Annotated in this window: 16 protein-coding genes; 10 read left to right on the top strand and 6 right to left on the bottom strand. The window is 33.5% G+C overall.

Annotated features, from left to right (window positions below; genetic code table 11):
• Positions 1-93 precede the first annotated feature (93 nt).
• The 5 genes from HOG88_RS03705 to pdxA all read left to right on the top strand — a co-directional run bounded on the left by HOG88_RS03705 (position 94) and on the right by pdxA (position 5,437).
• A complete protein-coding gene (locus HOG88_RS03705; protein ID WP_295003332.1) occupies positions 94-1,854 on the top strand; it encodes a thioredoxin domain-containing protein in 1,761 nt (586 codons plus the stop codon).
• Positions 1,855-1,917: 63 nt separating this feature from the next.
• A complete protein-coding gene (ppk2, locus tag HOG88_RS03700) occupies positions 1,918-2,853 on the top strand; it encodes a polyphosphate kinase 2 (RefSeq protein WP_295003330.1) in 936 nt (311 codons plus the stop codon).
• A 180-nt stretch (positions 2,854-3,033) separates the two neighbouring features.
• Positions 3,034-3,738: a lysophospholipid acyltransferase family protein gene (locus HOG88_RS03695; protein WP_295003328.1), complete on the top strand. Its 705-nt coding sequence runs from the start codon at positions 3,034-3,036 to the stop codon at positions 3,736-3,738.
• Positions 3,739-4,527: a pyridoxine 5'-phosphate synthase gene (locus tag HOG88_RS03690; protein WP_295003326.1), complete on the top strand. Its 789-nt coding sequence runs from the start codon at positions 3,739-3,741 to the stop codon at positions 4,525-4,527.
• Positions 4,520-5,437 carry a 4-hydroxythreonine-4-phosphate dehydrogenase gene (gene pdxA / locus HOG88_RS03685; protein WP_295003324.1) on the top strand — a complete coding sequence of 306 codons (918 nt, stop codon included), beginning with the start codon at positions 4,520-4,522 and terminating at the stop codon, positions 5,435-5,437. The genes HOG88_RS03690 and pdxA overlap by 8 nt, the downstream gene beginning before the upstream one ends.
• Positions 5,438-5,458: 21 nt before the next feature.
• Here pdxA and HOG88_RS03680 read toward each other — a convergent pair whose 3' ends face one another.
• The gene (locus tag HOG88_RS03680; protein ID WP_295003321.1) at positions 5,459-5,620 is read right to left on the bottom strand and encodes a hypothetical protein; all 162 of its coding nucleotides are present in this window, start codon (positions 5,618-5,620) and stop codon (positions 5,459-5,461) included.
• Positions 5,621-5,814: 194 nt separating this feature from the next.
• A complete protein-coding gene (locus tag HOG88_RS03675) occupies positions 5,815-6,405 on the bottom strand; it encodes a hypothetical protein (RefSeq protein ID WP_295003319.1) in 591 nt (196 codons plus the stop codon).
• A 141-nt stretch (positions 6,406-6,546) separates the two neighbouring features.
• On the opposite strand from HOG88_RS03675, the gene HOG88_RS03670 reads away from it, so the two are divergent.
• Positions 6,547-7,572, top strand: coding sequence for a coproporphyrinogen III oxidase (locus HOG88_RS03670; protein WP_295003317.1), 1,026 nt, complete (start codon positions 6,547-6,549; stop codon positions 7,570-7,572).
• Here the strand turns inward: HOG88_RS03670 and HOG88_RS03665 are convergent.
• Genes HOG88_RS03665 through HOG88_RS03650 form a run of 4 tightly spaced genes read right to left on the bottom strand, consistent with a single transcriptional unit; the run spans position 7,562 to position 10,590 of the window.
• Positions 7,562-8,839 carry an MATE family efflux transporter gene (locus tag HOG88_RS03665; RefSeq protein ID WP_295003420.1) on the bottom strand — a complete coding sequence of 426 codons (1,278 nt, stop codon included), beginning with the start codon at positions 8,837-8,839 and terminating at the stop codon, positions 7,562-7,564. The two genes, HOG88_RS03670 and HOG88_RS03665, sit on opposite strands and share 11 nt — an antisense overlap.
• Positions 8,840-8,874: 35 nt before the next feature.
• The gene (locus HOG88_RS03660; RefSeq protein WP_295003315.1) at positions 8,875-9,153 is read right to left on the bottom strand and encodes a hypothetical protein; all 279 of its coding nucleotides are present in this window, start codon (positions 9,151-9,153) and stop codon (positions 8,875-8,877) included.
• Positions 9,143-9,385: a hypothetical protein gene (locus HOG88_RS03655; protein WP_295003313.1), complete on the bottom strand. Its 243-nt coding sequence runs from the start codon at positions 9,383-9,385 to the stop codon at positions 9,143-9,145. The genes HOG88_RS03660 and HOG88_RS03655 overlap by 11 nt, the downstream gene beginning before the upstream one ends.
• Positions 9,382-10,590 (bottom strand): MFS transporter, encoded by a 1,209-nt coding sequence (locus tag HOG88_RS03650; RefSeq protein ID WP_295003311.1) that lies wholly within the window; start codon positions 10,588-10,590, stop codon positions 9,382-9,384. The genes HOG88_RS03655 and HOG88_RS03650 overlap by 4 nt, the downstream gene beginning before the upstream one ends.
• Positions 10,591-10,708: 118 nt before the next feature.
• On the opposite strand from HOG88_RS03650, the gene HOG88_RS03645 reads away from it, so the two are divergent.
• The 4 genes from HOG88_RS03645 to rplI all read left to right on the top strand — a co-directional run bounded on the left by HOG88_RS03645 (position 10,709) and on the right by rplI (position 13,682).
• Positions 10,709-11,104 (top strand): flagellar protein FlaG, encoded by a 396-nt coding sequence (locus tag HOG88_RS03645; RefSeq protein WP_295003308.1) that lies wholly within the window; start codon positions 10,709-10,711, stop codon positions 11,102-11,104.
• 162 nt (positions 11,105-11,266) lie between these two features.
• Complete coding sequence (locus HOG88_RS03640) at positions 11,267-12,505, top strand: argininosuccinate synthase (protein ID WP_295003306.1); 1,239 nt, start codon at positions 11,267-11,269, stop codon at positions 12,503-12,505.
• The gene (locus tag HOG88_RS03635; protein ID WP_295003303.1) at positions 12,505-13,236 is read left to right on the top strand and encodes a ferredoxin-thioredoxin reductase catalytic domain-containing protein; all 732 of its coding nucleotides are present in this window, start codon (positions 12,505-12,507) and stop codon (positions 13,234-13,236) included. The genes HOG88_RS03640 and HOG88_RS03635 overlap by 1 nt, the downstream gene beginning before the upstream one ends.
• Positions 13,236-13,682, top strand: coding sequence for a 50S ribosomal protein L9 (gene rplI, locus HOG88_RS03630; RefSeq protein ID WP_295003301.1), 447 nt, complete (start codon positions 13,236-13,238; stop codon positions 13,680-13,682). The genes HOG88_RS03635 and rplI overlap by 1 nt, the downstream gene beginning before the upstream one ends.
• Position 13,683: the final 1 nt, after the last annotated feature.

Here is a 13,683-nt window from a genome sequence, read left to right as displayed (position 1 = left end):
TTCAATCTATTAAAATATATTTAAGTACTTCATTAGCAAAATTCCCCTACCCTACAAATAATAAATTTATAAAATAAAATACAGAGAATAATTATGTCAAATAGACTAGAAAAAGAAGATTCCCCTTACCTCCAACAACACAAAGAAAATCCAGTAGACTGGTTTCCTTGGTGCGACGAGGTGTTTGAGAAAGCTAAAAAAGAAAATAAAGCTATATTTATAAGTATAGGTTACTCTTCTTGTCACTTGTGTCATATTATGGAAGAACAAGTATTCCAAAATCAAGAGTGTGCTGATATTTTAAATAAAGACTTTATTTGTATTAAAGTTGACCGTGAAGAGAGACCCGACATCGACAAGTATTATCAAGAAGTTTATCGACTTTTAAACCGTCGTGCAGGTGGTTGGCCAACATCTATTTTCTGTACACCAGAGAACAAACCATTTGTTGCGGGAACATTTATTCCTCTAGAGTCTACATCTCAAGATATGGAAGGGATGGGCTTTAAAGACCTTTCTACTCTCATAGCGAATAAAGTCCGTGAAAAAGATGAAGATGTTTTTAAAAATGCTGCTGAGATTGAAGGTTTTATAAACAAGGTAGAACATCCAACACAAGCGACTATATTAAAAGAATCATTTATAAAAAACTTTATGCTTCAAGCAAAAAATAACTTTGACACTACAAATGGAGGTTTTTCATTAAAACCAAAATTTCCACAAGCCTCAACACTCAACACACTCCTCACCATAGATAAACTCTATGATGACAAAAGTGCGAAGTCTATGGCTACTGATACTTTAAACGCCATGAAAAGAGGTGGAATGTATGACCTTATAGATGGTGGGTTTTGTCGTTACTCTACAGATAACGAATGGAAAGTGCCCCATTTTGAAAAAATGCTTTATGACAATGCGCTTCTAACAGGTGTTTATACAGATGCATATTTATCATATGATGATAATAGCTACCTCCAAACAGCAAAAGAATGTGCAGATTTTTGGCATAACTTTATGAGTGAAGATGATCTTTTTTACTCCGCAAGTGATGCAGACAGTGAAGGGACGGAGGGAACTTACTTTGTATACACTTATGAAGAAGTTTATTCCTGTTTAGTAAATGCAGGTTATGAAGATATAGAGTCCATGTGTGAAGAGATGTCAGTTACACACCTTGGCAACTTTGAAGGTAAAAATATCATAAGATTTAAAGATGGTATTCCTGAGTGGTTTTCAGATGTCAAAGTTTCACTTAGTACCATACGAAGTACCCGACTCTACCCTTTCATAGATAAAAAAGTACAGACTTCATGGTCAAGTATGATGATTAACTCTCTATTCAAACTCGGTTCTATAGATGTAAGTTATAAAGATAGAGCTGTTAAAAATCTTGATTCTCTTTTAAAAACTATGTTTCTAGATGGCGTTTTATACCACACAACACTCATACATAAAAAACCAAAAGTAGAAGCTTTTTTAGAAGACTATGCTTACTTAGCACAAGCTCTCATGAGTGCATTTAACCATACAGCTAATGAAGTTTATCTTATAAACGCACATCGTCTTGCAAACAAGGCACTTGAACTCTTTTATGAAAAAGGTCTATGGAACTTTAGTGTAGGAGAGTTTATCACTCAAGCTGAAACTTCTGACAATACATACATCAGTTCTATTAGCATAATTGTAGATGTTTTACTCTCTCTTGGAACTACTCTTGAAGATGAAAAGTATACTCATTTTGCTTATAAAACTATGGAGTATAATTCTTATGAACTCGGTCGAAAACCAATTTATGCACCTTATATGCTTACTCAAGTTTTACGATATCTAAAAGGTGACAGAATCATTAAATAACCTGCTAACAAACTCTTTTTAATAATTATTGATTTATAATTTAGTATAGATATAGGAGTTTATATGGGATCAAAAAGAAAAATGCTAGATGCCGAGCTACATGATAAGACAGTTTTAAAAGATATTATTCATGATGATAGAAGAAAAGCTAAAGATGCAAACAAATGTGAAGCAGATAAGCACTCTAAAAAAGATGCTAAAAAAAGAGTTGCTGTTTGGGTTAAAGATGAAGTTATACAGTATGAAATTGAATTAAAATCACTTCAGATTGAACTGCTTAAGATGCAAAACCATGTAAAAGAAACTGGTCAAAAAGTACTTATGATTTTTGAAGGTCGTGATGCCGCTGGAAAAGGTAGTACGATCAAGCGTATCACAGAGCACCTTAATCCTCGTGGTGCGAGAGTAGTGGCACTTGACAAACCTAGTGATACCGAAACAACTCAGTGGTACTTTCAAAGATATACTCACTTCCTACCATCAGCTGGAGAGATAGTTCTTTTTGATAGAAGTTGGTATAACCGTGGTGGTGTTGAGCCTGTAATGGATTTTTGTACACAAGAAGAGCACAAAGAGTTCTTACATGAAGTTCCAGAATTTGAAAAAATGCTAATAAATTCTGATATTAAAATATTTAAATTTTACTTCTCAGTATCTAAAGATGAGCAGAAAAAACGATTTGACAAACGCCGTACAGATCCACTTAAGCAATACAAACTATCACCAGTAGATGTAAAGTCACAAGGTTTATGGGATAAGTACACAATCGCTAAGTATTCTATGCTTTTAGCTTCACATACAGAACATTCTCCATGGACTATTATTCGTTCAGATAACAAGAAAAAAGCTCGTATAAATTGTATTAAGCATATCTTGACACATATGAAATACTCTGATAAAATTAGTCTCAAAAAGCTCAAAGCTGATGAAAAGATACGAATACATGCAAATGATGAGATAAAAATCATGGAAACAGAGATGAGTCTCAAAAAAAATTAAAAGGAGATACGAAATGAAAGCAGTTATATTTACAATAATCATCGCTCTTGGTATAATGAGTACACTAGCAGGTTGTGAAAAACCAGACTACCAACACCCTGGATACAGAAGTGGAAAAGTAAAGTAATCCTATTTAACATTTTTTGCTATAATCTATCTTTTATATTTAAAAGGTAGTTTATGCTTAAAACATTAGGTAAGTTTATATTTATGATCCAACTAGGTTTCAAATATATAGCCATCTTCAAAAAAACATTTTTCCATCCCTTTATAAGTCTCAAACCAGCATACACTCAACTTTCAATAGATCGGCAAAATTATTCTAAACAAGTGTTGCAATTTCTTAATATTGAGCTTAAAATCATAGGTTCTCTCCCCTCACACAACCGTGTACTCTATGCTATAAACCATCGTTCTCTTCTTGACATTATCATCATGGAAAATGTCTTTTCAAAAAACAATAAAAGTGGTTCTTGGATAGCAAAACAAGAGCTACTTGATTCTCTAATATATGGTAAGTTTTTTGAGTATAGTGGTTGCATTAGTGTTGACTTAGAAAATAAGAAAGGACTTTTAAGTTTTTTTAAAAATATTAAAAAAACTTTTAAAAAGGTAGATACAATGAACCTTTATATGTTTCCAGAAGGGGAACGTTTTAAGGGTGATGGTATTCATTCATTTCAAAGTGGTGCAGCAAAGATTGCAAAAGCGAATAAACTCACGGTTGCTCCTGTATATATAAATGGAAAAATGGAAGCAGTGTTTGAAAATGCTCCTTACAAAGAAACATTTACAGTAGAAGTTCACATTGGGAACTCTATAAGTCATGAAAACCTTGAAAATGAATACAATACATTTTATAATGAAATTAAGAAGGCTTACTAAATGAAGTTAGGTGTAAACATAGACCATGTAGCAGTTCTACGTGAGGCAAGACAAGTAAATGACCCAGATATTCTTCAAGCACTCTATGTAGCTTGTGAGAGTGGAGCAAATCAGATAACGATTCATCTACGCGAAGATCGACGCCATATTCAAGATATAGATGTAAAGTCTATCATAGCGTTTAGTAAGGTTCCTGTAAATCTAGAGTGTTCAATCAATCGTGACATCTTAGATATTGTGAGTGCCATACAACCACATCGTGCAACACTTGTACCTGAGAAACGCGAAGAAGTCACTACAGAAGGTGGCCTTGACGTGATAAACCATGCAGACGCAACTCTTTATGCAATTGAGCAACTTCATGATGCTCTTATACCTGTTTCTCTCTTTGTAGACCCTACTATAGAGGCTATGGAAAAGAGTAAAGAGTTAGGTGCTGAAATGGTAGAACTTCACACTGGTCTTTTCTCCAATCTTTTTGCTATGCTCAACTCATCACTTCCTCACTCAAACTACACTATTAAAGAGTTACAGCTTCCTCGATATGAACTTAGTGATAGGCTCGAACAAGCAGTACAAGATATAAAAAACTCTGCTATTCATGCAAATAAACTAGGGCTAGAAGTTGCAGCGGGACATGGACTAAATTATCATAATGTACATGAGATGATGAAAATAGAAGAGATTGTAGAACTTAATATCGGTCAGAGTATCATAGCTCGAAGTGTTTTTTCAGGTCTTAGTGATGCAGTTAAAGAGATGAAAAGACTCACAACAAGAAATGACTAAACCAACGATAGCCATTAGTGTCGGTGACCTTAATGGTGTCGGCATAGAAATTGCCCTTAAAGCCCATGAAAATGTATCTAAACTATGTAGTCCCATATACTGTATAAATAAAGAGCTACTTTCTCAAGCTTCTACTCTTTTATCAATAAAAATTCCTCAAGATTTTAGCCTCAAAGAAGTGGAAGGTTCATTTGACATACAAGCGGGTGTTGTTGATGTTAGTAGTGGTAACTACTCTTATGACTCCTTTATTTGTGCAATACAAATGTGTGAGAAAGAAGAAGCAAACGCAGTTGTCACAATGCCGATACATAAAGAAGCTTGGATGAAGGCAGGACTAGAATATAAAGGTCATACAGATCTTTTACGTCAGTATTTTGATAAAGAGGCCATAATGATGCTTGGATGTGATGAAATGTTTGTTGCCCTTTTTACAGAGCATGTTCCACTAAAGACTGTGCCTTCAATGATAGAATACAAAAAATTAAAACAGTTTTTTATAGACTTTCATAATGCAATTGGAAATGATAAAGTAGCTGTTCTTGGACTTAATCCTCATGCTGGTGATAATGGTGTTTTAGGAAATGAAGAACTTCGAATATACAAAGCTATAAAAAGTGCAAATAAAAAAATAGGTATAGAACAGTTTTTTGGTCCCATCGTTCCAGATGTCGCATTTACTCCTCACTTTCGTAAAGATTTCAAATACTTTATAGCCATGTATCATGACCAAGGTTTAGCACCTCTTAAAGCTCTGTACTTTGATGAAAGTGTAAACATCTCACTTAATCTTCCTATCGTTAGAACATCAGTAGATCATGGTACTGCGTTTGACATAGCCTATAAAGGGAATGCAAAAACATTAAGTTATATAAATGCTATTAAAAGTGCTGTTGATTTAGTTATTTAGCACTTTAATTGTTTTATTGATTTAAAGTACAGCTGACTTATAACCATGAAATGAAGATATTTTTATCAACTTTTTTATATCACTTTTTGATAACTTATTTTTTATAAGAGAAGGACATAGTAGTTGGGATTTTACATTCTCCTGCTCAAATAAATCTTCAAGAGAACACTCATCTTTTTTCAAAGAACCTGTTATATAAAAATAGTACTCTTGGAGTTCTTTGTCCTAAATGCACACATGCAAGTGTATTTAAATTTGCACTTTTTTTTAGTATTACTAACAGCTCGAGAAAGGTCACTTTTAGCTAAAGCTTTTTTATCACCTAAAAAGTGCTTCGTATACTCAGAAAAATTATTACACAAAAAAGATTAAAGTTCTTAGTATATATCAAATCCCACAGTATTAGATACAGATGAAATTATGTTATTTTCTATACTTTTAACTGAAATATAAATTTTATTATTTTGAGAAATTGTACTTAACTCTGCCCAATTATTTTGTAACTCATTTAAATTATGCACGATTATTGAAATTGTGTTAGTATTCATTGTGATATTTGAAGATACATAGATTATGTACTCTGAAGCTTCTGCATTAACAACTAAAGTAGGAGCCACATGAAATGTGGTATTTGTTTGGTTGGTTGAAGAGAGTAAAAGTGTTGTATTTGTAATACTTATATCTTTATCTACAATTTTTGTATTTAACTCTGCTACATCAAGTATTAAATCTGCCATTAACTGCTCTGTGTGAACAATTTTATCTGCCATAGTTAAAATTCGGTCAGCCATAATACCTATATCATCAGCCATAATACCTATATCATCAGACATTTTACTCATAAGTTTTAGCATTTCTAAAGAGACTGCTGTTGCACTCTTTACTACTGTTCTAAAAAAACCAGCATTAACTTGCGCTGGTAAAACAAGGCTTAAAGCTAAGACAATTATTAGTATATTCTTTTTCATAATGAATTCCATAAGTTAAATTTATAATGGAATAATACATTTACAATCTTAATATAATATTAATTTATTATTAGTATAAGTTTGATACAATGTTTACTTAATATCTAAAATAATATAAATACTAGGTAGGAAAAAATGATTATGGCATTATCAACCCAAGCTCAAGAGACGTATACACTTGTAAGAACTCTACAAAAAAGATTTGCTGACAAACTTGATATAGTTAGTAGTAAACTAGGTGAAGGTAAAAAGTTTAAAGAAGTCACTTGGTTAAGAGACAATGGTCTCCATGGTGGAGGTAGCCGTTATGAATCTAGAGACACTTCACTTTTTAATGCGGCAAGTATAAATGTATCTCAAGTTCACTATGATGAAAATCCAGAGAAAAGCCTCAAAAGTGCAACAGCTATTTCTACCATCATCCATCCAAAAAATCCTAATGTTCCATCTATTCATATACATATAAGCCTTACAGAACTTAGGGACTCTTCATCTTACTGGAGAATTATGGCTGATCTTAACCCAAGTATTGCAAAAAGCCAAGATACTGATACTTTCAGTAACTCTTTAAAATCTTTGAGTGCTTCTCTTTACGATGAAGGTAGTCTCCAAGGTGATAAGTACTTTAACATTCCTGCTTTAAAACGCACAAGAGGTGTTTCTCACTTTTACCTAGAGAACTATGCAACAGAAAATAAAGCAGCAGACTTTAAACTTGCAAAAGAATTTGGCGAGGGCATTATAGATACATATGTAGATATTATCAATGCTGCGTTTAAAACAAGACCTGGTATTTCTAGTAAAGATAAAAAAGAACAACTTGACTACCATACGCTCTACCTATTTCAAGTTTTAACACTTGACAGAGGAACAACATCAGGACTTCTTGTTCATTCTCAAAACGATGTTGGCATCATGGGTTCACTGCCAACTCATGTTGACAGAGAACTTTTAGCATCTTGGAGTGACAAAGTTGAATCACCACAAAATGAACTAGTAAATGACCTCGCAAATAGTATCAATGAAAAAGGTGAGATAGATGTAGATACTAAGTTAAAACTAGCATCTGTAATTAGAGAACACTATAAAAAATATCCACAAGCTCTAGACCTACAAGCAAGTGGAAACACTATACCAAGTACAGTAAGCAACCACTCTAAACCTTAGTATACACCCAAGTTTTCTTCTGGTAAACATACCAGTAGATGACTCCCTTTATAAGTGTTTCTATATTCATAATAATAAAAATAGCGATAATCCCATAACCAAGAGAGTAAGCTATATATGATGGAAGCACTCTAAAAACCCATAAAGAAAAAAGATTAATTTTTAGTGTTATTTTAGTAGCACCAGCACCACGAAGAGCAGAAGAGTAAACAAACATAATGGCTAAAGGAATCTGTGCTAAACCCACTAAAATTAGATACTTAGAAGCCACAGCGATTGTTAAAGTGTCTTTTGTAAAAAAAGAAACTAAAAATTCAGGAAAAAGTATAAGTACAACTCCTACACTTCCCATAAACACATAAGCAATTCTTCCACTAATAATTCCCATGTTATAAGCTTTATCATACTCTTTTGCACCGATACTCTGTCCGACTAAAGCCATTGCAGCGATGGCAAAGCCAAAACCAGGCATAAACGCGATGCCCTCCACTCTTAGTCCAACTTGGTAGCCTGCAAGTTCTGCTGTTCCATAAGCCGTAATTATTGAGACAAAAACTAAAAAACTCATACTTGAGGTTCCTCTATCTAAAGCTGCACTCCAGCCTACATGCCAAGCGCGAATCAAATCTTTTATTCGGATAAGCGGGATAAAGTCTAGTTTTGAATTCATCTTTGTTATAAGGATGTAGTATGCAACAGCATTAAAGGTATAAGCGATGATAGTAGCGATTGCAGCACCCTCAATACCATAAGCATCAAAACCAAAATGTCCAAAGATAAGTACATAGTTTAAAAAAGCATTTAAACATGCAGAGAGAAGTTTTATGTAGAGTGAACTTTTGGTATCTCCCGCCGCAGAGAGTGCATTATATAGTAAAGTATCTATGAAGATTACAACTATTCCTAAAGAGATGATTTTAAAATATTTTGAGCCTTCATCTACTACTGTATCTGATGCACCCATTAGAATGTAAATAGCCTCACTTCCAAAATATCCTCCAATGCCAACAAAAAAAGACAAAGCTATAGAGAAGAGAGTCAATGAAAAAAGAAGAGAAGATGCACGGTGTTTTCGACCTTGACCGATAAAACGTGAGATAAGAGCATTTCCTCCTACCACATAAAGAGTCATTAAAACATTTATCACCATCATAAACTGCATACTCAGACCAACACCTGCTAGAGCCGCAGTACTAATAACACCAACCATAAGCATATCAATAAGAACTTGGAGAATATCAACGAGATGTTTGAGTGCTGCAGGAATAGCTAAAGCAAATACATGCTTCGTATCCTTTGAGATTAATCTAGATATTTTGCTACCTCTTGTATTTCTTTTATGAGAGCCTCTTTACTTGTAAAAATCAAAGTAGTCCTCTCTTTTACATCTTCATTGAGTGGTGTAAAGTCAAAAACTAAAACATAATGTACAATTTTCACTTTGTCACCATAGAGTTCTTCCCACTCTAAAGACATTTCGGCAACTTCCCCTTGCATGTCTACTACAACAGCAGGATAAAGTCTAGTAATGCGAAATAGGTCTAAATCACCTTCTACAGATTTATATATTTTATTTTTCATGATTTAAACTCTTACGCATAGCACCTTTCCTCATCTTTAAAAAAGCTAAAAAGCCTAGGAAAGTTCCAACGACAATAAATATGCTCCCTAACATATCACCGCGTTCGTAAGCCATAATCATCCAACATATATCTGCGAAAAGATAAACTATAACAGCTTCATAAACCTTTCCTTTATATGTTAAGTATGCTCCTATATTTAAAAGTATTCCACCAATTATTGCAAAATTCATACTGATATTTCCTCAATTTTTTCTTTTTTTAGTACCCAAGCATAATAGATACCACCAACCATAAACGCCACACCCATAATGACAGCTATCATCTCTAATGAAAAGTCATGAGTCGCTAAAAATCCTATCATGTAGGAAGTAAACGCAGCTGAACTTAAAAAGAGCATATCGTTATAGGCAACTATTCTGCCGTAATACTTTTCTTCAATATTTTTTTGTAAAAGTGTATAAGTATATGACCATAGTGTCGTAGTAAAAAACCCAACAACAACACTTGCTAAAAGTGAAAGATAAAAGTTCTCCATCATATATGCCCATAACCAAACACTCAAACCTTGCAGTATAAATATATAAATAAGGCGTTTATTATTTATCCATTTTCCTAAAATAACAGGTCCTATAACTAAACCAATCGCACGAGAAGAATGTAATAAGCCTAGAGCTAAAGACGTTGCAATTACAGATACATAGTATGTATCTACCATCAGTGCTACAAGGGCATCAAACGCAGTCAAACCTACAAAAGAGTGAACTAGCATCAGATGTAAAGCCTTGGGAGTACTTCGTATATATGTAAATGTATCTTTCATCATAGAGAGAAACTTTTCTTTTACTTTGTTCATTTTCACATCTATCTCTAAACTCCACAAAAGCTTAAACGCCATCACAAATATCATAGCATCTAACATAAATGCAAGTTTAATCCCAAAAATATAAACAACAAAACCGCTAATAGCCATACCTAAAGTATAAGAAATTGACCAGATTATAGAATGAAGTTCATTTGCTTTTTGAAGTTTATCTCCATCGAGTACTTTTGGAAGTAATGACATTTCAGTTGTAAAATAAAAAGAGGCTGCAGCCATTTTAAAAAATATCAATATATAAAGAAAAGGTAAATCAGTAATGGTGTTGATAAATACTAAAGATATTGTAGCAATAATCTCAACACCTATTAATATTAACATCAATCTTTTAGGAGAAACACTATCTATAATGGAACCAGAAAATGGTGCTTGAACGACCCCTGCTAAAAAATGTAGCATTGCTACAAACCCAACAATACTTGCTGAGACTTCCATATTAATAAGAAGTGTATAGATAGCGACATTACTAAACCATGCTCCAAAGTAAGAGATAAGCTGTATAGTAGATAATCTTCGTAGAAGGGTATGTGAGTTTAATAGTTCTATATATTGTTTCATTAGTGCAAGATTATCATAATAAATGCCACAGTACAAAAAAAAATCAAAATTTAATTAAAGTTATAATTTTAGATGCCGATATGTATTTTAATATTTATACTTAAAAGAGGAGTACGTCATGGATGGCATAGCAAATGTTGCAAAACAACAACAATCACAAGTAAGTTCCAGTGAGTCTCAAGGAAGAGCAGCTCAACAGATACAGCAAGTAATACCCAAATTAGAAACGGTCAAGCAAGAAGATATTGTTAAAGATATTCAAGATGCATCAAAAGTAAATACTAAGATTAACTCAAAGGAACAAGTTCGAAATTTGGTGGATGACCTTAATAAAGCAATGGCTCCAATGAATACAAACTTAAGATTTGGAGTTGACACTCAAGATATATTTTATGTATCAGTTATAGAATCAGAAACAAGTAAGATGATAAGAAGATTCCCAGCTGAAGAAGCACAAGGTTTTCTACCAAAAATGCAAGAACTTACCGGTATGTTGTTTGATTTAAAAGGGTAGTCTACCTATTACCCTTTTTATCTACTCAAGATTTTACCTTTAACTTATCTTGAAGACTTTAAAATATTTCTAAAATAGACACTACCCTTCTTCACTAACCAAATCTTAATACTTTTTATAGTAAAATACACCTAATAATTTTACATTTTATAGGGATTATACATGAAAAAAGAAGTTAAAAAAGTAGTCCTTGCCTATTCTGGCGGACTTGATACAAGCATTATTTTAAAATGGTTACAAGATGAATACAAAGCAGAAGTTATCACTTTTACAGCTGATCTTGGTCAAGGTGAAGAGGTTGAGCCAGCTCGTCAAAAAGCTCTTAACAATGGTATTAAACCCGAAAATATTTTTATTTTAAACATTCAAGAAGAGTTTGTAAAAGATTATGTTTTCCCTATGTTTAGAGCAAATGCCATCTATGAAGGTGAATATCTTTTAGGTACTTCTATCGCTCGTCCACTTATTGCTAAAAAGCAGATTGAAATCGCTGAAAAAATGGGTGCGGATGCAGTCTCTCATGGTGCGACAGGAAAAGGAAACGATCAAGTTAGATTTGAACTTGGCTATCTTGGTCTTAATCCAGATATTACAGTAATCGCTCCATGGAGAGAATGGGATCTAAACTCTAGAGAAAAACTTTTGTCTTATGCTAAAGAACACGGAATTAACATCGATCAAAAGCATGTTGATTCAGAAGGAAATCCAACTGTAAGTCCTTACTCTATGGATGCAAATCTTCTCCATATTTCTTACGAAGGCCTTCACTTAGAAAATCCAATGAATGAGCCTGAAGAGTCTATGTGGTTATGGTCAAATTCTCCCCAAAATGCTCCTGATGAAAAAGAGTACATTACTATTGGATACAAAAATGGTGATCCAGTTTCTTTAAATGGAAAAGAGCTTTCACCTGCTACTATGCTTAGAACTTTAAATGAATATGGTAACAAACACGGTATTGGACGTATTGACATTGTTGAAAATAGATTTGTTGGTATGAAAGCACGTGGTTGTTATGAAACTCCAGGTGGGACAATTATGCTTAAAGCTCACCGTGCTATTGAATCTATCTGTCTAGACCGGGAAGAAGCACATATGAAAGACGGTATGATTCCTAAATATGCAGAGCTTATTTATAACGGTTTTTGGTTTTCTCCAGAGCGTGAAATGTTACAAGCTGCAATAGATACTACTCAAAAGTATGTTCAAGGTACAGTTAGATTAAAGCTTTATAAAGGAAATGTTGAAGTTGTTGGACGTGAGTCTGATATGTCTTTATATTCTGAAGAACATTCAACATTTGAAGAAGATGAAGTGTACAATCAAAAAGATGCAGAAGGTTTTATTCGCCTCAATGCATTACGAAGAATTATCGCTGGTAAAAAAAGAGGAAATAAATAATGATTAAAATAGATATGAATTCTCCAGAGTTTATAGAGAGAATGGAAAAAACAGTTAGGTTTACAGATAAAGTTATTGCACAATTTGGTTGGGAATATAATCCACAAGAAGATGTCAATGAAGGTGTACAGATGGGTCTTGCTCGTAACAAGATAATGTACAATAAACTTTTTTGTCCATGTTTCATGGTTGAGGAAGTAGATGGAAAACCACAATCTGTAGATAATAGAACTTGTCCATGTACACCCGCTATTGAAAAAGAAATACCTGAGCTTGGTGCTTGTCACTGTGGAATCTTTTGTACACCTGAATTTGCCGCTGCAAAAAGAATTGAGCTTGGCATGGAAGAAGCTACTCATACCCACTCACGCGGTCTTACATTAGAAGAAGCTAAAATGCTAGTAAACAAAAGTGAATTAGATAGTGATGAAATGATCTCTTTACTTGAAGCACGCGAATTAAAAATGGTTGATTTTAAACTTGTTGATGTGCGTGAACATATGGAATGGCAAATGGCACACATTCAAGGTGCTGATGCGCTTGTACCAACTTCTTCATTTTTTCAAACTTGGGATGAACAAGGCTACTCAAAAGATGACAATATAATTCTTTACTGTCATGTTGGAAGTCGTTCAGCTCATGTTGCAAAAATATTAACAGATATGGAATATATGCATATCGGGAACTTAACACACGGTATCGTAGCATACGGTGGAGAGAAGGAAAAATAATGAAAGTACTATTAATAAAAGATGTTAAAAGCCTTGGTAAAAAAGGTGAAGTTAAAGAAGTTAAAGATGGTTATGGAAAAAACTTTTTAATTGGTAAAGGATTTGCAAGATCTGCAACACCTGAGATATTAGAACAACATAAACAAGATGAACTCATAGTTGCAGAAAATCTTGAAAAAGAGGTAAACTTACTCAAAGACATAGCTGCAAAACTTGATAAAGCAGAAATAATCATTACTAAAAAGTTAGGAAGTAATGGCCATCTTTTTGGATCAGTAACAAAAGAAGAGATAGCTGTAGCTTTACTAGAACAACATAATATAGAAATTGACAAAAAGCACATCAATGAAAAGTCTGCTATAAAAACTGTTGGTGAACATGACCTAGATTTTAAACTGGGTCATGGTCTCCATGCAACATTACATGTAGATGTTCAAGGAGAATAGT

Source organism: Sulfurimonas sp., assembly GCF_018698455.1.
GTDB lineage: Bacteria > Campylobacterota > Campylobacteria > Campylobacterales > Sulfurimonadaceae > Sulfurimonas.
This window is presented reverse-complemented; position numbering and strand designations above follow the sequence as displayed.